Origin of the sequence: Pontitalea aquivivens (assembly GCF_046507575.1) — a bacterium.
GTDB lineage: Bacteria > Pseudomonadota > Alphaproteobacteria > Rhodobacterales > Rhodobacteraceae > Pontitalea > Pontitalea aquivivens.
This window is the reverse complement of sequence record NZ_JBKFEY010000029.1, coordinates 1-22,411: the sequence shown is the minus strand read 5'-3', so window position 1 is coordinate 22,411 and position 22,411 is coordinate 1. Positions and strand designations below refer to the sequence as shown.

The window sequence follows — 22,411 nt, the reverse complement described above, 5'->3', positions numbered from 1 at the left end:
GGAAAGCGGACCGTTCAGAAGGGACTTGAAACATATGGGCCGATTTACCCTTTCCAGCGCGTTGTTCGGTTCAGGGACCCGATGTGATCAGTCATAACGTTGATCAAGGTTGATCGTTCAGTGCACAAGTGTGGCGGGGCCGTTCAAGCTTGTTCTATCGGGACAGACGTTGGGGCGACGTAGGAATGCTCTTCCTGATGGATGCTCAATGCCAACCTGCCGCCAATTCGACCGCTTTTGATATCGCTTTGCGCCTAGAAGGCAATCTCCAAAGGCAAACATAAAGCTGTGAAAATGAAACGTTCCTGATCGACGGAGTTGACCAGGATCATCGCCAGGTAAATACCTTGGGCGCCAACGTTCGCCGGATGGTGGTCCCAGCACGAGTTTGGCGCGCGTCCTCACAGCGGGTTGAAATATTCACGGGGCGGTAATACCTTATTGTGACACGGTATTACTTCGGAGCAAAAGCATGGCTACGACTGTTACGGGAAAAGGACAGGTGACCATCCCAAAACCTGTTCGCGACCATCTTGGGATTGTTCCCGGCAGCAAGGTCGAATTCCACCGCACAGCTGACGGAGACATAGTGCTCAAACGCAGTGACGGGACGCAGAACGCGAGCCGTTTTGCCCAGTTACGCGGGCATGCTGGTAAAGGGCTTAGCACCGATGCGATAATGGCACTAACACGCGGTGAGACGTGACGACGCTTGTAGATACAAACGTACTTCTCGACCTTGTGACAGACGATCCGGCTTGGGCCGAGTGGTCCATTGCCGAGCTTGAGGCCGCGAGCCTCAGAGGTCCTCTGCTCATTAACGATGTTGTGTTTGCCGAACTGGGTGTGCGTTACGAACGAATTGAGGATTTAGATTTGTTCGTAGAGCAAGCGGGCCTCCAGTTGACCCCTATACCCAAGGAAGCATTGTTTCTCGCCGGCAAGGTATTTACGCGATATCGAAAATCCGGTGGAGTGCGCACCGGCGTCCTGCCAGACTTCTTCATCGGCGCTCATGCGGCCGTGAGCCAACTGCCACTTCTCACGCGTGATGTCGGCCGCTACCGCACCTACTATCCGACTGTGAGTCTGATCATCCCAAAACGCTAAACTGACAGCTCGCCCGAAGAGGCCAATCTGAATGGCGGCGCGGATTTTCTAGCTCCATGATGATCGTTGGTAGCGCCGCCCCAGAAGTCTCATTGCCGGATGCCTTCGGCAGCTGCAGTAGATCAAGACACTCGGTCGCTCGGTTCGAGATCAGGAGGACTTCTGCCTGCAGCTTCTGCGATCTCGTAAGCGAAAGGCCCAGGCCCGAACCTGTACCGCTCTCGTCAAGCCGGCTCCCCTTCACTGCACGTGTTGGAGTTGGTCAGCAGGGGCCCCGCTCCGTCACCATAGATATGGAGGTGGATCATCCCGCCTTGGCGACGCTCGCTTATTGAGACGGTGCTGCTGGGTGACGGCGGCGTTCGAGGCCGAGCAAGCTCGAAGCAAGCCGCTACTCTGTACCGGAGATCGAGCGTGGCGACGGCCGCTGCGAAGTTGAGTTGGATGCGAACGGCGCGGATTTCGAAGCCAAGGTTCATCGCATCCTAGGCGAGATTCTGCACAAAGAACGTGAAGACCAAGGAGCGCCTCATTGTCCAGGGCCCGGGCCACTTAGCGGAAATCCCTGGTCTTGACCTTGATGTTGTCAATATGATCGTAGGGATCGACTAGGTTCCGCGCCTTTGGCAGCCCGCGTGGATCGGAGCCCGACGATCCGTGGTGAAACTCGTCACCGCGACCGTGGGGTAGCGGGAATGCCGCGTCACGCGAGCCGATGCTGGCCAGTTCAGGCGAAAGGTCCTGAAGCTCGTGCGCGATTATGTGCACCACTTCACCTTCGCGCTGGACCCTGCCCGTCACCCCGACCATTCCTGCGCCCAGGACCACGCGTCGATATTTCTCGAATACCTTGGTCCAGACCACAAGATTGGTGACAGCCGTCTCATCCTCCAGCGTGATGAACATTACGCCCTTGGCCGAACCCGGCCGCTGCCGCACCAGCACAAGGCCGGCGATGTTGACCCAGCGCCGGTCACGTGAGGCAACAGCTTCGGCACAGGTGATGATGCGCCGACGCGCAAGTTCCGTACGCAAAAAGGCAAGGGGATGTTGGCGCAGCGTCAGACCGACATGCCCATAATCTTCCACCACCTCTCGTCCGGCCGCCATCAGCTGCAACGACACACCTGGCTCGGCCTGTTCGGGCAAGACTTCGGCTTTCCGTCGGGCGGCAGCGGCAAAGAGCGGCAGTGGTTCGTCACGCAGTGCCTTGATGGCCCAGAGCGCTTCGCGTCGCGCAAGGCCGATGGCGGGACGGAATGCATCGGCCTCAGCCAACTCCACCAGGGCTGCAGCCGGAATGCCGGCGCGGCGCCAGAGATCGTCGACGGAAGCAAATGGTCGATCTTCGCGGCACGAAACAAGGCGTGCGGCCTCAGCATTGCCAAGCCCCTTGACCATGCGTAGACCCAGCCGGACCGCCAACAGCCCGTCGTCGCGGCCTGTTGGTTCCAACGTGCAATCCCAGCGGGACGCATTGACGCAAACCGGTCGAACCTCGACGCCATGCTCGCGCGCATCGCGCACGATCTGGGCTGGCGCATAAAAGCCCATTGGCTGGGCATTGAGAAGGGCACAGCAAAATGCGTCCGGATGCCAGCATTTCATCCATGACGAGGCATAGGCGATCAGCGCAAAGGACGCGGCGTGGCTTTCAGGAAAACCGTAAGAGCCAAACCCTTCGAGCTGACGGAACGTGCGCTCGGCAAAATCGCGCTCATAGCCGTTGTCTACCATGCCCTGGATCAGCTTCTCGCCAAATTTGGACACGCCACCCGTATGCTTGAACGTTGCCATGGCACGGCGCAGCTGATCGGCCTCACCTGCGGAAAAGCCTGCGCATTCGATGGCAACCCGCATCGCCTGCTCCTGGAAAAGCGGGACGCCCAAGGTCTTGCCCAGCACCGCCTCGAGTTCCGGCTTTGGATAGGTCACCTCCTCCTTGCCTTCGCGGCGGCGCAGATAAGGGTGGACCATGTCACCCTGGATCGGACCGGGCCGCACGATGGCGACTTCAATGACGAGGTCATAGAAAGTGCGCGGCTTGATGCGCGGCAGCATGGCCATCTGAGCCCGCGATTCAATCTGGAACGTGCCGAGCGTGTCGGCGCGCCTGATCATGGCATAGGTACGAGGGTCCTCGGCAGGGATGGTGGCCAGCTCCAGCCTTTCGCCCTTGTGCTCGGCCAGCAGGTCGAAGGCACGCCGCATGCAGGACAGCATGCCGAGGGCAAGCACATCGACCTTCATGAATTTTAGAGCGTCAATATCGTCCTTGTCCCACTCGATGACCTGGCGGTCCTCCATGGCAGCGGGTTCGATGGGAACGAGTTCATCAAGCCGGTCACGGGTGAGCACGAAACCACCTGGGTGCTGGGAAAGATGGCGCGGGGTGCCCACCAGTTGGCGCGCCAGCTCAAGCGCCAGACGCAGCCGTCGATCGTCCATGTTGAGATTGAGCCCCTCGGCATGTTTCTGTTCCACACCTTCCGACCAGCCCCAGACTTGCGACGACAAGGTTTTGGTCAGGTCCTCGGGCAGGCCGAGCGCCTTGCCCACGTCCCGCAGCGCCCCCTTGCCCCGGTAACGGATGACGGTCGCGCAAAGAGCAGCGCGCTGGCGGCCATAGGTCTCGTAGACCCACTGGATGACCTCCTCACGCCGTTCATGCTCGAAATCCACATCGATATCCGGCGGCTCCCGCCGTTCCTCGCTCACGAATCGTTCAAACAGCAGGTCATTGCGATCCGGGTCGACCGAGGTGATGCCAAGCACAAAGCAGACGGCTGAGTTCGCCGCCGAGCCCCTGCCCTGACACAGAATCCCCCGTGATCTTGCAAAGCGAACGACGGCGTTGACCGTGAGAAAATAGGGCGCATAGTCGAGCTTGGCGATGAGCGCCAGTTCATGGTTCAGGTTGTTACGAACCTTTGGCGGCAGTCCTTCGGGGTAACGCTCTGCAGCACCTTCCCATGTCAGCTTTCCAAGAGCCTGCTGGGGCGAAAGGTCAGGATAAAGCTTTTCTTCAGGATATTGATAAGCCAGCTCGTCCAGCGAAAACGTGCATCGCTCCACGATCCGGATGGTGCGCTCAAGCGCTTCAGGATAGCGGCCGAAAAGTCGGTGCATCTCCTGGGCAGATTTCAGATAGCGGTCGGCAAAGCGTTCCCGTCGATGGCCCAATTCATCAATGGTGACGTTATGGCGGATGGCGGTCACGACATCCTGCATGAGCTGTCGGCTGGGCTCATGGAATAGCACATCGTTGGTGACCACCGTCGCCACGCGAGCGGCGGTTGCCAAGTTCGACAACTGCCAGAGACGCAACTGATCGTTGGGTCGCCTGCGCAATGTCAGTGCCATATAGGCGCGGTCGCCGAACGTCTCGCGCAGACGTCGCAACTGCAGCTTGCAGGTTTCGTCCGCCATGTCCGGAACAAGAATGGCGATCATGCCCTCGCCATAGGCAACGACATCAGTCCATTCGAGATGGCACTTGCCCTTGCCGCCTCGCTTCTTGCCTAGCGAGAGCAAGCGGCAGAGCCGCGCGTAAGCCGAGCGATCGGTAGGATAGACGAGGACCGACATGCCATCGGCGAGATCGAGCCGGCATCCGACGATCAGGCGAATACCCGTAGCTTTTGCAGCCTCATGCGCCCGAACCATGCCGGCCAGACTGTTACGATCGACAATGCCCAACGCTTCAATGCCCATCGCAGCTGCCTGAACAAACAGATCCTCGCAACTGCTCGCCCCGCGCAGGAAGGAGAAGTGCGAGGTAACCTGCAACTCGGCGTAACGCGGGCTACTCATGCGAAAAGCCCATGCAGAAACCAGCGATGCGTGCCGCTGTGTTCGTGCTCGCCGTCGCCGGAACGAAACAGCCAGTAACGCGCGCCGCTATCGTCCTCGACACGGAAATAATCCCGAACGGTGGTCATCTCCGCATCGCGTTTCCACCATTCGCCGCGGATCCGTTCCGGCCCATCGGCGCGCCGTACGCGGTGATGAACGCCACGCCAGGTGAACCAGACCGGTGGATGGTCGGGCAGGAGCGCCATGGTTTCGATCGGCTCGGGCCGCGGCAGCAGACGTGGAGGGCGTGGCCAATCGCCTTCCCATGTGGCGCCGGTTTCAGGCGCAAGGGCGGAAGTACGCGCAACCGATCGTTCCGGCACATCGCTTTGAACCGGAACAACACGGTAGAGCCGGTTCCCGCCGATACGGTTGGCCAAAATATCGACCAGATCGGCGATATCTGCTTCCGGGGTCTCGGCCAGCGAAGAGACTACCTGCCTGTCTCGCAGCGGTTCGGACTGAACGGCAACAAGTTCCATGATCTCGATGCCGAAACCAGGATCGACGGTCTCGATCTTGTCGCATAACAGACGGGCAAGACGCTTGCGATCCCGCACCGGCTGGGCTGTGCCGATGCGGATGAATTGCATGGTGCCATCGACCAGATGAAACAGGAGATCGAGCCTGCGCGCTCCCAAACCCTGCTGTTCAAGTTCACCGCAAAGTGCATCGACAAGCTTACCGATATAGCGGGCGATTGTTTCCGCTGCGCCGATCGGTTCACCGAAGACGCGGCGCACCTCGATCAGTTCTGGCGAACGAACCGGATCGATCGGTTCTCCGACACATCCAAGCGCCTGGTCGAGACGCCGGGTGATTTCCGGACCAAAACGCAGGACAAGCGGGGCCCTTGGCTGATCCATCAGGTCGCCGATCGTTTCAAATCCGAGCGTACGAAGACCAACAATCGTCGGGTTATCAAACCGGAGTGCCGCCAGTGGCAAGGGGCGCAGCATTGCTTCGCTTCCACCTTCGGGAATAATCATCGTGCGCCGCTGCAGGAAACGCGCCGCCGCATGGGCTGCACCCCAGCTATCTGCAACGGCGGCCCATGCTTCAACGCCCGATTGGCGAAACTTCGCGACCACGGTCTCGAGCATCTTTGCTTCTCCACCATGCAGGTGCGCGGTGCCGGTCGTGTCGATTACAAGGCCGTCGGGGGGATCTGCAGCAACGATTGGCGAGATCCGCTGCAGCGCCCAGAAGGCTAGCTTCTCAAGTCCTTCGGCATCACCCGCCGGATCGGCATGCATAACCACGAGTCCAGGCACCAGGGCCTGCGCTTTGGTGACAGGCATGCCAAGACTGAGCCCTAGCGCTTCCGCGCGGGCATCCAGAGCAACGACCGCCCGGCGTCTGCCTGACCGTCCCACGAGGGCAAGCGGCGCCTCAATTGGAGGCGAAGCGTTGCCCATCTTCCTTCTGAGGCGATCGGTTGACCACCTTGGAAGGAAGAGCGACACGACCCGTTTCATCGCAAGCCTCCACTTCAAAATCTGCACTTTCTCCAGCCCGGCAGCGAATGAGTTCAAGTAACCAGCGGGCGCGTCCAAGCCCTGGGACAGGAAGAGGATCTGACGGAAGGACCGACACGCGCCAGCGGGTGGCGCTTGCGGTCGGCTGTCCGAAATCGGTAGCCTCGGTGTGGCGACGCCAACGCCGAATGGCCAAACCGGTTGTGTCTGATCCTTCTGCTGCTAGCTGAAGCCGCCTTGATGCCTGCATGGAAAGACGCGCGGTTTCGGCCACCACGGCGCCAAGCCCGCCATGGCGAAGACCTTCTTCGAAGCAGGCAAGAACTGTCTTCTCGTCTCCAGCCTCAACATGAATTACCCGATCTGGATGCAGGCCAGCTTGAGCAAGAGCCGGTGCAAAGAGATCGCTGCGGGTGAGAATCCACAGCACCTTGCCTCTTGTCCTGGCAGCAATCCCTGCCGCAAACATTGCCGCAGCTGCACCATCGAGAGCTCCATTGCCACCACCGGCAACTTCGTGCAGGCAACCGAGCCCCAACCCGCCACCTGGTAGCCTTCGATCAATTTCGGCGACGCCAAACGGCAGAACCTTGCGAGCGCGGCCCAGGCCAGTCTCCAGGTGCGCAATGCGCTCCTGGAGCTGGGCAATGACAGGATTTGCCGCGTGGCCAGTCATAATCGGTTCCGGTTGTCAGATGCATTCTAATCAGCCAAGGGCTGTTATGTTCACTATCTGTTCTAATGTCCGAATTGAGTCAACAAGAGTCTGATCCGAGGTTCCGTGGAAGGGGCTCCCCTCGTGCAAACGGCCGCTGCTGCCTCAATCGAAGACCGTTGGTCTGAGCGATGTATGATTTGCGCTGAGAGAGTTCGCGCGTTGAGGATGTTGTCCACCGCTGGCCGGCAATAGTTCCCACCCGAGCTGTCGTCTTCCTCTTATCGCGAAGCTGCTTACGCCTTAGTGTGCCCATTCCTGGGAAGCGGGCTGCGATCCTGGCGTTGGCCTATGAAACAGCTTTTTTGCCGACGCGTTTCCGCCGGTCATGGGCTGCAGGAGAGCGCGTTGACTGGGAAAACAAAGAACTGGCTTCGCTCATTTGCTCGAGCGGGGTATGCGGCGCGCGGACTGATCTATGCAGTGATAGGCTTCTTCGCGGCGCTCGCAGCAATCGGAGCAGGCGAAACCATGGGGTCGAAAGACGCACTGAGAACGCTCTTCTCGGGTGCCGGCGGAAGCATACTCGCCTACGTACTCATCGCCGGCCTCGTATTCTATGCGCTCTGGCGGCTTACCCAGTCTTTGTTCGACACTGACAATCATGGCACCGATGCGAAAGGCCTCGCGATACGAGCGGGCTTACTGGTGAGCGGCGTCACGTACGCTGTTCTTGCCACCTATAGCTGGTCTCTTGCTAGAGCGGGCGGCGGCGGTGGAAGTGGCGGAGGCGATTGGGCCGAAACTCTTGCCGGGTTCGTTGGAGCGCAATGGACATCCGCCATATTAGGAGCCGTGCTTGCGGTTGTGGGTATCGCCCACATCGTAAAGGCTGTGCGGGAGCGCTACGCGAGACATCTGGATGCCAGCGACAACGCTATGCGGATCATACACCCGATTGCTAAAACCGGCCTGATCGCCAGGGGCGCAGTCTTCCTGATACTCGCGTTCCTTCTCGCGACGCGGTCTGTGCGTGGCGGCGAGGATGCCAGTTCCAAAGCCGCACTCGAATTCGTCCAGGGCTTGCCGCTGGGTTGGCTGCTGCTCTCCCTGATGGGCGTGGGTCTGATTGCCTTCGCGGCGTATTCCTTTGCCGAGGCGGTCTATCGCCGCGTCGATATCGAAAATGTGCGAGTCTAGCTGGCTCATGACAGGATGTGGTGGTAGGCCATATCTTCATCGATCAGACCACGGCTAGTGCGAAGGGAGAAGGCACTGGGCTCGTGGACATGGGCAATGGGTGGGGAAGATGATCATGACCCACAACGGCTGGTGCGTGACGGTACGGCCTCCGCGAAGGCCCGCAGCAGATCACGTGAAGCGCTGCGCTCGTCCTCATGGTTGAATAATGATATTGCACGCAACCTAAAGACGATGCATACTTAAGTTGCAGCGGCCGTCGAACGTATTTCCCATCCCCCAAATGGGTTGGCCGCTGCACCTACCATCCCGCTCGATCCTATCGTTCCGAATGCTCCATCAGGCACATGTTCGCCATTTCCTGCAGCCGAGAGGTTGTCGCTGCATCTGGCGTGAACAGTTGATCCAGGAAGCCATTCGCCTCTGCCGTATCGAGGAGACAGCCGCAATAAGAGTTGCAGAACATCTCATCGCGGAAGGAAACGCACTCTGCATTGCAGGAGTTCAGGAAGAGATCGCCTTGGTCCGGCGTCGGCGGTGGAGATACCTGCGCAAAGAGCCAGACGAGCGAGATAAGGATCGGCTGGTGAACGAGGTAGAAGGCAAGGCTGTGCTTGCCAATCCAGCTAAGCACTGGGATGCGGTCGGGCCATTCGAGTGCTGCCAGGCGCGCGGTCCAGCCCGCCTGCTCCGCTACCTTCGCTGTAGCTATACCGAGCAGCACCACACCGAAGAGCGGGAACAATGGCACGAAGTCGCTTGATGGTCGGACATTGGAAGACAAGCCGGTCCACCAGAGGACCGGATGATTGAAGATTCCGCCTTCGATGACCTGAGGCAGGATCACCGCTACCATGGCGCTTGCGATCATGAGGACCACTGGAAGCCTGAGAAAGGCAAGGCCTAACACGCTGGCCAGGGCGATGTGGTGCAGGATGCCGAAGAAGATGAACGCATCGGGCGTGGCAAGCAGCGTCGCCATAGTGATGGCTAGCGCGGCCGCCACGATCATGGCGAGCCTGCGGATATAGGACTTGCGCCGGAACCCCTGCGTGTTTGCGAGGTAGAGGCTCACGCCGACGATGAACAGGAACGAGATGGCGATGCAGCGGGCGAAGATGCGCCAGCCACCGGTGATGGACGTTCCGGGATCGATATAGCCGAAGAAGTCGAGATCCCAGACGAAGTGGTAGATGGCCATGGCAACGAGCGCGAGGCCTCGAGCAACATCGACCAGCTCTACCCGGGTGCGCGCGGTAGGCGAAGGCTGCATATCCATCCGAACGGGCTCTCAGTTGTACGACTCACCTGAGATGATGCCCGTACTTGGCGCAGGGGAATAGATACGCTGCGGGCTAAAAGCCCCTACGAAGTCCCTAAACGCCGACCATCCCCTCGATACAGGATTGTTCGGCCTGTCGGTTTTTGCAGCAAACTATTCCGTTCGCCTTACCGAAGATTTCCAACTCAGCAGATTCGTGGACAGCTAAAACATTTTGCCAGCAGCCACTCCGAGATGCGAAAAACCGGAAGCAGTCGATGCGCACTTCCGGTTTAGGCTTCAACCCACATTTCCCAAGTAAGGCGCTGATTTCGCTGTCCTGACCATTATATTTCCTATATAAAACATGGTGTTGAAGGCTGCGAGGGGCGCGTTTCATGGATCACCCAGAGGGTGCGGGCTTGCAACGGGCAGATCGGGTGGATTTCGACCCTCGCGTGCGGCTGGAATTTCGCGGCACGCAGCTCAGTTCCGACGGCGGCCTTCTGGTGATGCGCGAGCTTGATGACGCGCTCGGGTTGTCCGATTTGGCGTCAGCGGCGCTGCGCGATACTCGCTCTGGCAAGAACACGGTCCATCGGCTCGACGGCCTGTTCCGGCAATCAGTCTTTGGGCGGCTGGCCGGATACGAGGATGTCAACGACGCCAACCGTCTCGCCTGCGATCCGGTCATGCGCCAAGTTGTCGGCGGCAGAGCGGTCGATGCACAAGCGGCCTCGGCATCGCAGATGGGACGGTTCGAGACCGAGACGCTGGCTCTGGCCGGGAACCGTGCCGCGCTGGCCGACCTGAACGGGCAATGGATCGACCGGTTCCATGACCGTAACGGGCTGAAGTACATCGTTCTGGACATGGACAGCTCGGTCAGCCCGACCCATGGCGACCAGGAAGGGTCCGCCTGGAATGGCCATTTCGACTGTAGCTGCTATCACCCCAACTTTCTGTTCAACCAGTTCGGGATGCTGGAACGCTGCGCCCTGCGCCATGGCAACGTCCACAGCGCCGATGGCTGGCGTGATGTTCTCGACCCCGTCATTGCGCGCTACGCGGAGCGCGACCTTGGTGGCAGGTTCTTCCGGGCCGATGCTGCCTACGCGATCCCGGCGATCTATGAGCGATTGGAAGAAGCGCGGTTCTTCTACGCCATCCGGCTGCCCGCAAACGCGGTCCTCAAGGACAAGATCGCGCATCGGCTAACGCGCCCTGTCGGGCGGCCGTCACTGACCAAGGTCAAGCGGTTCTTCGAGGAATTCGAGTATCAGGCGGCGTCCTGGGACAAGGAACGCCGGGTGATCGCCAAGATCGAATGGCATCCGGGCGAACTGTTCCCGCGTGTCGGCTTCATCGTCACCAACCTGCCGATGGAGCCGGACTGGGTGGTGCGGTTCTACAACCAGCGCGGCACCGCCGAGCAGCACATCAAAGAGGGCAAATACGCCTTTCGCTGGACGCGGCTGTCGTGCCGGAAGTTCCGCGACAATGAGGTGCGGCTGCAACTGCACGCCCTGGCGTACAACCTGGCCACCTTCTTGCACTGCATCGAGCTGCCCGAGGCCATGGCCGACTGGTCGTTGACCAGCCTGCAACTGAAGCTGATCAAGATCGGGGCACGTGTGGTCCGTCACGCCCGCACCATCACCTTCCAGCTGGCCGAGGTCGCTGTCACCGGCACGATGGTACGCGCCATCCTCGCCGCTATCCGCCGATTGCGAGCGCCACCGCTATGCGCATGATCGCGATCCACGCTCAAACTGAACGAAAGCGGCTGGACAGATCTGTCCGCTGCGCTGAAAAACGCCGCCCCTGGGCAAGGAAACAGCGGCTTCGCGGTCTGATCCGTCCAGATCCAGCAGTCTGCGCGACCGCAGGTGCCGCTTGCGGCAGAAAATCCTTGTCTAGCGCTCGGATACAGGCGATCTTCACCTCAAACGACACGCCACTTGGGGAATGCAGGTTCAAGCTTTGAACGTTTGACTAGCTGAGCTTCAAACGCAACTCGCCGATATACTCGCCGCGCTCGTTAAAATGAGACCACGGGATATCTTCGTAGTTGGCGCGCGGAAGCCGATATACCGTCAACAAAACCGAACCCAGCTTTCCCGAACCTAACAATTTTTCTCTGTACGTCGTCGCAGCACAAACAGCAAACTCGTTCATGGAATTGGCATCGTATTCGCCGACGATATCAACGCTGTCGACGAAGCACTTGTTAGTGTCGTCCACCAGCACCAAGCAGCCATTAAGCGTCGCATACGCACGACATGCACGCAAGAATTGCTGCCACGCGGCATCCAGGTTGGATCGGCTGTACCGCTTTACCACCGCCGCTTCATCGGCGAGGAAAGAGAAGTGCCCTTCCTCCAGATCCTCGAGCATGCGAGCAGCCAAACCGTGGCGAGCTTTATCGATACCATAGTCACTTACGTCGTTTCCAATCATCACAATATACCTTTCTTTGAAAATGATGATCGTCAGCTTCAAAAAACACTGACATTCTCATTAAAGCACATAAACATAACAAAATCAAGCTCTTATAAATTTGACATCACCTAAATGCCTCCTGAGCCATTCTGAAATGATCCGTTTTTGAGCCGAATTACTAACACCTTGTCGCAGGCTGGCCGCAGCCCTGTCTCGGCGAGGCACTCGAAGGGTTCAAATATCATCGTGGTGCAGCAGGTATTGACAGAACGAATGGGCAGCTACCTCCGCCTCGAAAGGCAGATAACCTTGAATATGGGCCTCTGTAGCGGTCCTTGTTCAAGGTTATCGAAAGGCCTCAAACATCCTTGAAGAAGCTATGAACCGTTTTCCGGAAGCGGTTCTGAAATAACAGTCGAAACGCGATTCAGGTGCAAACGGCGTTTGATTGAGTAATGGGGGGAAAACAGACAGACTCCGCAAACTGCGTTTGTTATAGCGAAGGTAGAAAACAGCATAGAGCTGATGGTATCGACTACCAGTGTGTCGTTACCATCAGGTCTCAAAATCTGAAATCAGATGTACCTTGCGGCGGAAATCCCAGCCCCGCTTTGTGTAGCGGAAGATCAGGTCTTCAATGACATCCAGGGATGCGTCTCTATCGAACCCTTGCGCCGCCAGAGCATTAAGCAGCATATCGATCAGCTTCTCCATCCCATCCTTGTCGCCTGATTTCACTGCTTTGACGATCATGAAATGGAGAAACACCCGCGCGACGTCGTCGCGGTCAGGTCTGCGCTCAGCTCTCAGCCGATCGCGATAGTGGCGTTGTCGATCCCGCTGCTTGCGTAGTCGGTCAGTCTGCTTGCTCGTTGCCATGGCTCCTCCTCCGGACAGCGTCACTCTCAACCATAGTGAGCTCAAAAACCCGTCGGCGCAAAGCGCTGTTGTGCCTGGACCGCGCCTGCCCCGCAAACGCCGTTGCCGCTCGAATCGGAAAACTTAACCTACGCAACGAAGATCTCGAATACCGTAACGCTAATCTCGGATCCTGAATCGCATTACTGCAAATCATTTCGAATTGAGGCACATTGCAGGCAACCTGATATGCCGTGGCTGCAAACTGTAAAGCGTTCTACGCAACCGAAAACGAGCTGCCCGCAACCCACTTCAATGTAAAGTCTCCTGCAGCCGCTTTCAGCACGTCATCCAGGATTACGCCACAAACGGCGTTTCTGCCAGAATCGCTAATTGGCAACAGCAAAGTGAAGTAGCGCATGTCAGTGGACATGCCGACGTCGGTACCGGATCACAGCCTATACGCTGCGCCATCTTCCTCTGTTCTGGCCGGAGCTTGCCTCCGTGCTGGCGGATGCCGCTGGGAGACCCTCGCCCAAGGGATGTCTGCCGAGAAATTTCTGCTTTTGAAGCCCCTTATTGGCGGGGAGGATTACCTTCAGCCAAGCCGCCTTAAAGACAACCCATCTTTGTCGTCATGGTTTTGCGAGGGAGATTTTCTTGAGCCGCTCATCCGTACAGGAACCAGATGCAGCCTTATACAACGCGTCCCAGTCGTTAGGTGGGTTGCCATCGTCCAGCATGCCCTTGAAAACCTTGTAGGCATCGTTCCTGGACCCGTATGTGCGCAAGGTAGTCTCATCATTCACCCAGGCGAAGATGATGACTTTCGAACGCGTATCGTAGCGAAAGAACAGGCGGAAGCGCCCGTTGCCGAATTTCGCTCGAAACCAGTGCTTGTGCCCATCTCCAAGCGTGGAACCTTGTCGATAGGTGGTCGCCGTCGGATCAACTGGTATTGTCTCAAAAACAAGTTTGATGATAGCGGCCAAAAGCTTGGTGTTGGCGTTCTTTCGGTAATCGTCGGGCTTCTTCGCCTTCACGGTCTCGACGGCCTCAACCAGTTTTTCCAACTGGTCGAGGAAGAGCGGATGGGCAAGAACACTCCAGCCATTGACCATCTGCATGTTAGATCGCAACGTCCCCTTCAATCTCGGCATCGAGATCAACACCCATGCCTGCCGTCAGGGCAACAGCGCGATCCAGAAGGGATTTCGGGAAAGGAACGATTGATCTATCGGGATGCTTTGCCATGTCCTGCGCGAGAAATTCGAGGAAATGCCCGATGACAGGATCGGCACTCTCCCCGGCTTCGGCCTTCTGAACATAGACGCGCCTCTGGTCATCGACGAAAAAGGCGATGCGGTCGCCAGAGTCCACGCCCAACGCCTGCCGAACGGACTTAGGTACGGTGGTCTGTCCCTTGGCGGTGATGGTGCTCTCTTCCCTTAGTAGCGCTCCCATGAGGGCCTCCGTTGATAGCTTGATCGCAATGTAAGGAATAATCCTTACCTCGTCAAGCCGCTTGGGAGAACTGAGATTGCGCATGACCTTCATCATCCGTGGCCTTAGGGCCCCAGGCGATATCGCATTCGTCGTGACCGGCGAAGATCATATTGTTGCGCTTCAGAGCAATGGACGGACGAGACTTTCGATCCGGTTGGAGTCGATCTCGACGCGACCATCGGTATGAAGGCCAGTCATGGATCGGTATAACCTTCAAATTCGTATTGTCTATTCGCACATGGCGAGCTGTCAGCGGCTCATCGCCATTGCCCATTGCGGCTGAATAGCGCCATTTCAACAGGCCTGTGGATAACTTTCACCTTCGGACTTTGACTATCGGCCAATGCAAAATGCCTGTGGCTGCTGCGTTTATCGCCATTTTTGCGAGGCAGAAAAAGCCGGTGATATCCGGGACTTAGATAAAATTGGCGCATTGAGATCTTTTTCGATGCAGGATCCTTGCGGCCCAAACAAGATCCTGCAATAGTCCGCTTGCCTGATTGATCAGGCGCCTCCATCCCGGTGTTCGAGCACCAAGGATGGAGACTGAACTCAGCCCTTACCTAGCGGGAGCCAAGCCTGTGTCGCACAATATCGATATTCGCGTTCAATTAAAAGATCCATCTCCTATGGGGAACGCATCCCTGATGGTTCAGCAGCGGACATAATTTCCGCTTCCTGCGCGTTCGCTGCGGTTAGCTGCACTAACTCCCCATTTCATCTTAGCCGCCCTAAGCGTGCGCAGACGCGCGACGCCTGATCGTCGGCTGTCTTCAAACACTGGTACTGCGCACGGACAGCACGTGTGCGGTCGGTCGCTCACATCCAATGGCTCCAGACGGAACAACCCTGTCGGAGAAGGAGAACTCATGTTTGCAGAAACGATTATTGGTTACATCGACTTCGTCAAAAACAAATTCCCACTGCGCAATTTCCACCGCGAAGCAAACGTGTCATTGAACCTGTCATTGCTCCTGCATTCCATTGACTGCGCTCCTGATCGCAAGAGCAAGAAACACGAACTTCGCGATTTGATTTTAGGCTATTCCCTTTGGAATGAAGGCGAAAAGATCATCGGAGTGATCGAAGAAGCGATGGCCAAGGAGCCCGAGGCCAGCAAGGTCATCCAACCGCCGCGTCCCGGGCTTCTGACGCGCGATACATTCAACCATGTCATCGAGTCGATCGCGACGAAAGCAACGCTAAGCCAAATCGACGTTTCCCGGATCCGCCAGGAACTGCCGACGGGCCCCTATGCTTTCGATCTGCTCGTTTATGAGCCAGAGCAGAACCGGCTGCGCTGCATCCATATGCTATACGGCGTCGCCGCGCAGGAAGGCGCGCTTGGCAGATGGTATAGAGATACAACCTTCGCGGCACCCGTCTGGGACCGGCTGGGGCGGCAATACTTCGGCATTGAAGACGCCCGTTACGAATTCGCGCTGATCGACCCGCTGCTCGACGATAGTCTTGTGGACCATAACATTTGGGCGCTTGCTGATCTTGATAAGCTGATCGGCAAGCCAGGCCTCGCGGATAAAGCGCTCGACGTGCAGGAAGCTCTTCGTGAGGAGGTGAAGATCTGGCTTGGAGAGGTATTGGCAAAAACGGAAGCGGAGCAGGAGCGACTGATCGATGAAGCGTTTGTCGAGATTGCGCTCCAGGCATTCGACAGCCTGCGTGAGCCGAACTACCGGATTTTGACGCCTCCATCCGAGTCACCCTGACGGGACGCGAACCATCGGGATCGATGAGCACATGTGATGCTTACGATCCTGTGCGCCACGGACAACTCTGCACCTACTGGCGCATAAAGCACGAGCCGACGCGCGTTGGTCCGAACCGTGCTGGAAGGCGAACAGCTCCCCTTCTCAACGAGGCGCCCAACGACCAACTGGGGAGCAGCAGAGTGGCACCAACCACATGAAGTTGCCGGAGCGTCTGCTGCGCTCAACGAGCGAGCATGCTCCAGACCGATGTTTAGCGTTGCCCGGCAAGCACACCAATGCACTGGATTTCTGAAGTGTCGATCCACGTGCGCGTAGCTGCGCTGCGCGCATGAACACCCTCCTTTTTTCATTCGTCAGGAACAGACCATGACCATCATCGAAAACGGCGAATACAACCGTGAACGCCTCGAAACTGAAATCACCGCGCTTCGGGCTCTGGCTGATGATCTGGAGCGCATATTGCACGGTGATTACCCGAGTGAGCACGAACTGGATAACTCACCGGTAATCACCCATTGGCAGCTGAGTGCGCGCCGCGCGAATTGTCTTGCGGGCGTTATATTGGAGCACCCTCGGCTCGGCAGCGTTGTGCCAAACGGCCTTACGTCCGAGGTCTGGCTCATCGATCTCGACAGAAAATATGCGCGCACGTTCAGCCGCTTTTATCGCCTCGGAGAAGAATACGTCGTCGCTTAAGCGGGGCGAGCTGATCGGTGCTGCACATCAACGGGCATGACATGGAGGCGCTGGGCGTCTGCCCTGAGACTTCCATCGCGTCATGGGAAATCTGAAAAAAAATCATCCAAAAATTTAGGCAAGGGGCATACGTATGAAACTCTGGATCTGGTCTGATGTCCATTCTGAACAGCAACAGGTTGCGTTTCCTCCGCGGGAGCAAGCACCGGATTGCGATGCGATTGTAATCGCTGGCGATCTCAATTCAGCTCCGAACCTCCCCTTTATCGCGGAATTTCTGATCGACCGGTACGACAAGCCGATCATTTATGTTCCCGGCAACCACGAGTTCTATCATGACAGATGGCCCGTCGGTGACGAGCATCGCTCGCTCGAGAGCGACCGACTGGCGATCAAAGCTGTCGAAACGACGTCGCTGGACTGGCCGCAAAGGTTTCATTGCCTGGACGAAGATGAACTAGTCATCGGCAACACGCGGTTCATCGGAGCGACCTTGTGGGTCGATCTCCAGATGAACCTTCCCACGCAATCTGACTTGCCGCAGCGAATGCACGAAGCCCGCGGAATCCTGAATGATTTTCGAGTGATCTATATGAAAGGTGGCGAACGGTTTACGCCTGAACACATGCTGGATTTGCACCGTTCGAATGCCATTTACCTCCGGCAGAAACTAGCGGAAAAGTTCGATGGCCGCACGATTGTTTTAACGCATCACATGCCGCATCCCGAGTGCACGCCGCCAATCTATGCAAATGCACTAGGAAATTATTTGTTCGCTTGTGGCGCGGAGGCCTTCGATGACATCCTTCATTCCGAGCTCGCACCGGATCTGTGGATTTGCGGACACACGCATTACGCTTTTGACATCCAGGTCGGCCGAAGCCGTATCATCTGCAATCCCCACGGATATGGATGGGAGCAAGGTCGAAATGATTTTCGATGGAACTGGGTCATCGATACCGATGATATCGGTGAACAAGACCAATGATGCTCTCCTGGAGCAAACCCTTTCCAGGTTCGATCATCGAAGAATGTTGTAGAGCAAGGACGTTGCCGGACGTCTTCAAGACGAAGAGTAGTACGCCAGTGGCAGTTAGGAAATGGATGACCCTGAGCTCCCTGCCGGCCGGCCGCAGTGCGGCCTCGGCCGCCCGAAGACGAAAGCGCGCATCTTACTCGATCGGCAATCTCAGAGACGCCATACGTGGCGGCCCATAACAGTTCCGACCTCCCGAAAGACCACGGGCCCGACATCGTTTAGATGTCGAGCCCGTGGAATATCAGTACGCCGCCTGGCCGATAATGGTGCCTCTCTAAGCCGCCTTTACAACCGGAGTCGTTCTTGCCGCCCGCATCGTCGCAAGCCGCTCCAGCTGCTCTTGCGTTGGGACCCGCGTTCTTTTCGGGCGATAGCGCACTTTGTGTTTTTTGAACGCTTCCTTCAGGGCCGCGGCTGCCTCTTTGCCGATGCAAAAGTGCACCAGGTCCAGGTAGATCGCCGCAAACTGCCATCCATGTGAAGCTCCACCCCGAAGCTCTTGCCGACGGCTGCCATGCCGCCAAAGGTCGAACGTCGTAGATGAAATTCGGCCGTCGATCTCAAGGCGGTTATGGATGATGTGGGCCCACTCATGCAGCACTACCCCATTGTTGCGGGCCCACAGGGGAATTGAAATCCTGTGGCTGCCGTAGGCAGCAGCATGTAGCGTACCGCGTCCATCCGCAATTTCAAGCTCCCACTCGGTGACATTGATCGCATCGCCGTAGCGATGCTGCAGCGGTTTGCGGGTGGACTGTCGTTCCAGGTACTGCCGAATATCAGCGACCGTCGCGAGAGGCGATGAGAAGACTTGCCAAGCTTCACGTTCCGCTTTATATAGTTTTGACCTCTGTGAATCACGACTTTTCATAATTTTGTTCCTTATTAAAACAACATTTGCGCACACAACATGCATATACATACTACCATAGATCCTTGGTTAAATCAAGATGTTGCTTTTAATACCATTAATTTCCTTATCACGTGTAGGGATGCTTGAGATCGTACTCTCAACATTATCCCCTCGCTCGAAATAGAAATGAGGCCAATACCGTTCTGGAACCCGCGATATGTCGGCTCAGGGCTCGGAGTTCGTACCGGAGTAAGGACCCGTCTCCACGACGGCCGCTGTAGCCGTCTGAACATACATTGCGGATCGTCTGCGATCTCGCACGGCAAAGCCTGCTACATTGCTTCAGGAGATGAACCATCTCTGCAAGAATTTGCAGATGATCCTGGTGAAATGCTTGGCTGTACCCTTCCAGGATCAGCGCTTTTTGGAATTGCGCCTGTCGTCCAGACTAATCACGGTGCAGGACACCTTCGGATGCTCGTATCCTCTCCAGGCTCTTGGCTTGAAATATCGGGCTACGATGTCCTCAGTCCCATTTTCCTCAGCAAAACGCCGGGCTTCTTCTTCAGTGAGGGCAATCAGTCCGTAGCTAGATGGGCCAGTACGCGTGGAGGGTTTCCACCGCGAAAGAGGGTTGCCGCATCCGGCGAGAAAGAACCGTCCGCCCGGCGTTCGATAGAGCGTTGTTTCCTCGTACCGTGAGTTTTTCTGGGGTATTCCATACTGGAAAGTACAGATTTTCACAGCTGTGGCGGTGTCGTAATGAAAACCGTCAATCACCTTGAATAGTCTATCCGTCATATAATTCTCCTAAGTTCAATAAAAGGCGCCGCTCTTACACACTGGCTACAAAAAACAGAACAGGTTTCTTTATCGTCTGCGAAGTTGAAAACCACGGTTAGTCGGAGTTGTCATTATCAATATACTTAGTGTTGCCGCAAAATTGCCGACGCTCAATAGGAAAAAAGCGCCGACAATAATTTTCTTGATCGAGGCGCATTATTCGTGCGATCCGCCGCGATCCATCGTCACCTCTGATTAACAGTCAGAAACGCAGTCATCCTGAAATATCGTGCATAAGGCTCCTTTTTTTGCGGCTCGTGTCCGGTACGGGATTCACGCCGCAACAATCGCTGGTTCATCCGGGCATGAAGAGGCGCCTGCCCTCATCCGAACACGCCGTCACGCTATCGCTGTGGCGGCAAGCGCGACATGGATCGCATTGCACGAGAGCATCCCCTTGCCGACGCTATCGTTCCGGACGGCCTCAGGCACCGTACTATCTCATTGGCCTGACGAAGCTCGGGGCAGGTTGCAACGAAATCCGTAGATCGCGATTGCCTAAGATCCACCGTTAACTGGAGGCGAGAAATGAATTGGTCAGAGATGTTTTTCCAGAACTGGGAGGGGATTATCCGCACCATCATCGTTGGCATCCTGGCCTATGCAACGCTGGTGTTGTTTCTCCGCATCTCTGGCAAAAGGTCTCTGTCCAAGTTGAATGCCTTTGACCTTGTCGTCACCGTGGCTCTTGGGTCAATCCTTGCTTCAATACTACTACAGGAGTCTGTGGCACTTGCAGAAGGTGCGACGGCTCTTGCGCTCCTGCTGTCGCTGCAGTTTCTGGTAACTTTCAGCTCAGTTCGATCCCAACGCTTTGCCAAAGCGGTACGATCCGATCCATCTTTGCTGGTCCGCGCTGGGAACTACTGTGAAAGTGCGATGAAGCGGGAGCGGATAACCCCCGATGAGGTTATGAGCGCTGCGCGGTCCGCTGGCGCTTCCGATGTGATCCAGGTGGACTATGCCATCCTTGAAGGCGACGGAACGATATCCGTCGCGCTCAGGGCATAGCTACGGATTAGAATATCAACATTCGCCATTTTGCGCCAACGGGGTCGAAATCCCGAGTTGCAACCTCCACTTCTGCCGAATGTCCGCCGCGTTGTTGTTTCATCACCACCTTCGCATCATCGAGGTTAGCTTTGCATGTTCGTCCGCCCGTCCATCGCCCAGTTGGATGGCGAGAGCAACGTGATCGCGACCGGGAGTATGACCGCAAGCGCGATCCGATTGCACGTAAGCTATACAGGTCGATCCGCTGGCAGGCCGAACGCCTGGCTTTCCTGCGCGAGCATCCGCTGTGCGTCGACTGCGAAGCTCATGGCGTGATCCGTCCGGCGAACATCGTCGACCACCGATCCGCATCGTGGTGATGAGACGGTGTTCTGGGACAGGAACCAATGGCAGGCGCTGTGCTCCTCGTGTCATAGCAGAAAGACAGCGTCCAACGATGGGTGCTTCGGCAATCCTCGGCGCTGCGCGTGAGTTTTTTGCCCCCGGGGTCTCGAAAGTTGGAATGGCTGGATTCCGAGACCAGGGCGCGCCAAAAACGTATTCGTATCCAAAATGACGATGGAGGGTGCGTTTCGATCTCGGGCTGCTAGCGATCTAAGCGCATTGCGGAGACCCGGGGTTGATGCCCCCTCTTCCGAACAGGCCTCGTGCGAAAATCCATTACGGGCAAGCTGCGCCCAACACCTGGACGGACTGCGATGATGGGGTGCGGTCAATTCGCCAGTCTAGACAGCGAAATCGGCGCGCAAGGTCGTGTACCGTCAGGTGGTGTAGCTCGGCAATGACGAAGCCGCTCGCTCGCTACAGCGCTTTCAATGGCGCGCTCGCGAGCGGATCGGAAACCGTCAAGCTACACCACCGGTTGGGACACGACCACGGATAATCTCAGGAAGCATACGGTGAAACCTTAGCATGCAGTTCTAGACCAGCTGCCAACCCCGTCGTGAAGGTCTCAGCTATCATCAACTGTCAACATCGTTCAGATTGGCACATCGACAACGGCGCTGCGGTGTATCATGAAAATGGGTGACGCGAGGTTTAGCTGCCAGCCAAGTGCCGCGGCTTCAAACTCCTAACACAAACCTGGCTGCAGCCGTTCTTTCGATGCATGTGAGGCCATCAGCGCAGGCATGCACAAATCAGCTTGCAGTTTTCTTGTGGGGGCCAGACCGGTAAAATAAGCCCAGCCCGCCACGTTGGGTAAAATGAGTGCGGACGCCAATCAGTCTGAAGTGCGATAGTCGAGTGGTGGGGTCAGCGTCTTCATTTCTGACGATACGCTCATGGTTTCCTTCCCTTCATCGCAGTTGGTGACAAAGGCTGACAAACCCGAACGATTTCATCGCGTACTGAGAGCGGTTAACCTGTTGCTTTAAGCGAACCAGAAACCTGTCGGTAACGGAATCTAGGCTGGGTCAGAATATCACTGGTTGCGGCGCTTGCCTTCCATCAGGTTGAGCACGGCCCGGCCGGCTTCAAGCACATTGGTGCCGGGGCCGAACACCGCGGCCACCCCCTGATCGAGCAGGAACTCATAATCCTGGCGCGGCACGACGCCGCCGCAGACGACGATGATGCGTGCCCGCCCTGCACATTCAGTTCCTCGATCAGTTGCGGCAAAAGGGTCTTGTGGCCGGCAGCCAGCGAAGAAACCCCAAGCACACGGACCGCGCGTTTCCATCGCATCGGCTTCACGAGGGATGAATATCGTCTGTCCCACTATCTACAGCGCCTTTTCGAGTTCCGGCAGGACAACGAAGAGATCGCCGATGATGCCATAATCGGCGACCTGGAAGATCGGCGCTTCCTCGTCCTTGTTGATGGCGACGATGACCTTCGAGTCCTTCATGCCGGCGAGATGCTGGATGGCA

19 protein-coding genes and 1 pseudogene are annotated in these 22,411 nt (G+C 57.1%); 8 read left to right on the top strand and 12 right to left on the bottom strand.

What is annotated here, in order from left to right; all coding sequences use genetic code 11:
* Positions 1-472 precede the first annotated feature (472 nt).
* Positions 473-706 (top strand): AbrB/MazE/SpoVT family DNA-binding domain-containing protein, encoded by a 234-nt coding sequence (locus tag ACK8OU_RS17735; RefSeq protein ID WP_410304714.1) that lies wholly within the window; start codon positions 473-475, stop codon positions 704-706.
* Positions 703-1,110: a type II toxin-antitoxin system VapC family toxin gene (locus ACK8OU_RS17730; protein WP_410304713.1), complete on the top strand. Its 408-nt coding sequence runs from the start codon at positions 703-705 to the stop codon at positions 1,108-1,110. Before ACK8OU_RS17735 ends, ACK8OU_RS17730 begins: the two co-directional genes overlap by 4 nt.
* A 552-nt stretch (positions 1,111-1,662) precedes the next feature.
* On the opposite strand, the gene ACK8OU_RS17725 is transcribed toward ACK8OU_RS17730, so the two are convergent.
* From ACK8OU_RS17725 to ACK8OU_RS17715, 3 genes are read right to left on the bottom strand one after another with little or no spacing between them, the layout of a single operon-like run.
* Positions 1,663-4,923: an error-prone DNA polymerase gene (locus tag ACK8OU_RS17725; protein WP_410304712.1), complete on the bottom strand. Its 3,261-nt coding sequence runs from the start codon at positions 4,921-4,923 to the stop codon at positions 1,663-1,665.
* The gene (locus ACK8OU_RS17720; RefSeq protein WP_410304724.1) at positions 4,920-6,383 is read right to left on the bottom strand and encodes a Y-family DNA polymerase; all 1,464 of its coding nucleotides are present in this window, start codon (positions 6,381-6,383) and stop codon (positions 4,920-4,922) included. The genes ACK8OU_RS17725 and ACK8OU_RS17720 overlap by 4 nt, the downstream gene beginning before the upstream one ends.
* Positions 6,358-7,119, bottom strand: coding sequence for an ImuA family protein (locus tag ACK8OU_RS17715; protein ID WP_410304711.1), 762 nt, complete (start codon positions 7,117-7,119; stop codon positions 6,358-6,360). Before ACK8OU_RS17715 ends, ACK8OU_RS17720 begins: the two co-directional genes overlap by 26 nt.
* Before the next feature lie 330 nt (positions 7,120-7,449).
* Between ACK8OU_RS17715 and ACK8OU_RS17710 the strand changes: the two genes are divergently transcribed.
* Positions 7,450-8,298, top strand: a complete 849-nt coding sequence (locus ACK8OU_RS17710) for a DUF1206 domain-containing protein (RefSeq protein WP_410304710.1) — start codon at positions 7,450-7,452, stop codon at positions 8,296-8,298.
* 319 nt (positions 8,299-8,617) lie between these two features.
* Here ACK8OU_RS17710 and ACK8OU_RS17705 read toward each other — a convergent pair whose 3' ends face one another.
* Complete coding sequence (locus tag ACK8OU_RS17705; protein ID WP_410304709.1) at positions 8,618-9,577, bottom strand: heparan-alpha-glucosaminide N-acetyltransferase; 960 nt, start codon at positions 9,575-9,577, stop codon at positions 8,618-8,620.
* A 380-nt stretch (positions 9,578-9,957) separates the two neighbouring features.
* On the opposite strand from ACK8OU_RS17705, the gene ACK8OU_RS17700 reads away from it, so the two are divergent.
* Positions 9,958-11,313, top strand: a complete 1,356-nt coding sequence (locus tag ACK8OU_RS17700; RefSeq protein WP_078527637.1) for an IS1380-like element IS1247 family transposase — start codon at positions 9,958-9,960, stop codon at positions 11,311-11,313.
* Positions 11,314-11,554: 241 nt separating this feature from the next.
* Here ACK8OU_RS17700 and ACK8OU_RS17695 read toward each other — a convergent pair whose 3' ends face one another.
* The 4 genes from ACK8OU_RS17695 to ACK8OU_RS17680 all read right to left on the bottom strand — a co-directional run bounded on the left by ACK8OU_RS17695 (position 11,555) and on the right by ACK8OU_RS17680 (position 14,416).
* A complete protein-coding gene (locus ACK8OU_RS17695; RefSeq protein ID WP_410304708.1) occupies positions 11,555-12,061 on the bottom strand; it encodes a hypothetical protein in 507 nt (168 codons plus the stop codon).
* Positions 12,062-12,556: 495 nt separating this feature from the next.
* On the bottom strand, positions 12,557-12,880 hold the full coding sequence (locus ACK8OU_RS17690) for a hypothetical protein (RefSeq protein WP_410304707.1): 324 nt from the start codon (positions 12,878-12,880) through the stop codon (positions 12,557-12,559).
* 614 nt (positions 12,881-13,494) lie between these two features.
* Positions 13,495-13,986 (bottom strand): type II toxin-antitoxin system YhaV family toxin, encoded by a 492-nt coding sequence (locus tag ACK8OU_RS17685; protein ID WP_410304706.1) that lies wholly within the window; start codon positions 13,984-13,986, stop codon positions 13,495-13,497.
* Position 13,987: 1 nt separating this feature from the next.
* Positions 13,988-14,416: a type II toxin-antitoxin system PrlF family antitoxin gene (locus ACK8OU_RS17680; RefSeq protein ID WP_410304705.1), complete on the bottom strand. Its 429-nt coding sequence runs from the start codon at positions 14,414-14,416 to the stop codon at positions 13,988-13,990.
* An 818-nt stretch (positions 14,417-15,234) separates the two neighbouring features.
* On the opposite strand from ACK8OU_RS17680, the gene ACK8OU_RS17675 reads away from it, so the two are divergent.
* From ACK8OU_RS17675 to ACK8OU_RS17665, 3 genes are all read left to right on the top strand, one after another.
* The gene (locus ACK8OU_RS17675) at positions 15,235-16,092 is read left to right on the top strand and encodes a hypothetical protein (protein ID WP_410304704.1); all 858 of its coding nucleotides are present in this window, start codon (positions 15,235-15,237) and stop codon (positions 16,090-16,092) included.
* A gap of 369 nt (positions 16,093-16,461) precedes the next feature.
* Positions 16,462-16,791: a DUF6634 family protein gene (locus ACK8OU_RS17670; RefSeq protein ID WP_410304703.1), complete on the top strand. Its 330-nt coding sequence runs from the start codon at positions 16,462-16,464 to the stop codon at positions 16,789-16,791.
* Between the two features lie 133 nt (positions 16,792-16,924).
* Complete coding sequence (locus ACK8OU_RS17665; protein ID WP_410304702.1) at positions 16,925-17,779, top strand: metallophosphoesterase; 855 nt, start codon at positions 16,925-16,927, stop codon at positions 17,777-17,779.
* 325 nt (positions 17,780-18,104) lie between these two features.
* Here the strand turns inward: ACK8OU_RS17665 and ACK8OU_RS17660 are convergent, their stop codons facing one another.
* Positions 18,105-18,701: a hypothetical protein gene (locus ACK8OU_RS17660; RefSeq protein WP_410304701.1), complete on the bottom strand. Its 597-nt coding sequence runs from the start codon at positions 18,699-18,701 to the stop codon at positions 18,105-18,107.
* A 396-nt stretch (positions 18,702-19,097) separates the two neighbouring features.
* Positions 19,098-19,484, bottom strand: a complete 387-nt coding sequence (locus ACK8OU_RS17655; protein ID WP_410304700.1) for a hypothetical protein — start codon at positions 19,482-19,484, stop codon at positions 19,098-19,100.
* A gap of 585 nt (positions 19,485-20,069) precedes the next feature.
* On the opposite strand from ACK8OU_RS17655, the gene ACK8OU_RS17650 reads away from it, so the two are divergent.
* The gene (locus tag ACK8OU_RS17650; RefSeq protein WP_410304699.1) at positions 20,070-20,537 is read left to right on the top strand and encodes a DUF421 domain-containing protein; all 468 of its coding nucleotides are present in this window, start codon (positions 20,070-20,072) and stop codon (positions 20,535-20,537) included.
* A gap of 1,426 nt (positions 20,538-21,963) precedes the next feature.
* On the opposite strand, the gene ACK8OU_RS17645 is transcribed toward ACK8OU_RS17650, so the two are convergent.
* Together ACK8OU_RS17645 and ACK8OU_RS17640 are read right to left on the bottom strand one after the other, a co-directional pair.
* Positions 21,964-22,260, bottom strand: a complete 297-nt coding sequence (locus ACK8OU_RS17645; protein WP_410304698.1) for a hypothetical protein — start codon at positions 22,258-22,260, stop codon at positions 21,964-21,966.
* 3 nt (positions 22,261-22,263) lie between these two features.
* Positions 22,264-22,411 (bottom strand): annotated as a pseudogene (locus tag ACK8OU_RS17640) (electron transfer flavoprotein subunit alpha/FixB family protein); the annotation flags it as partial.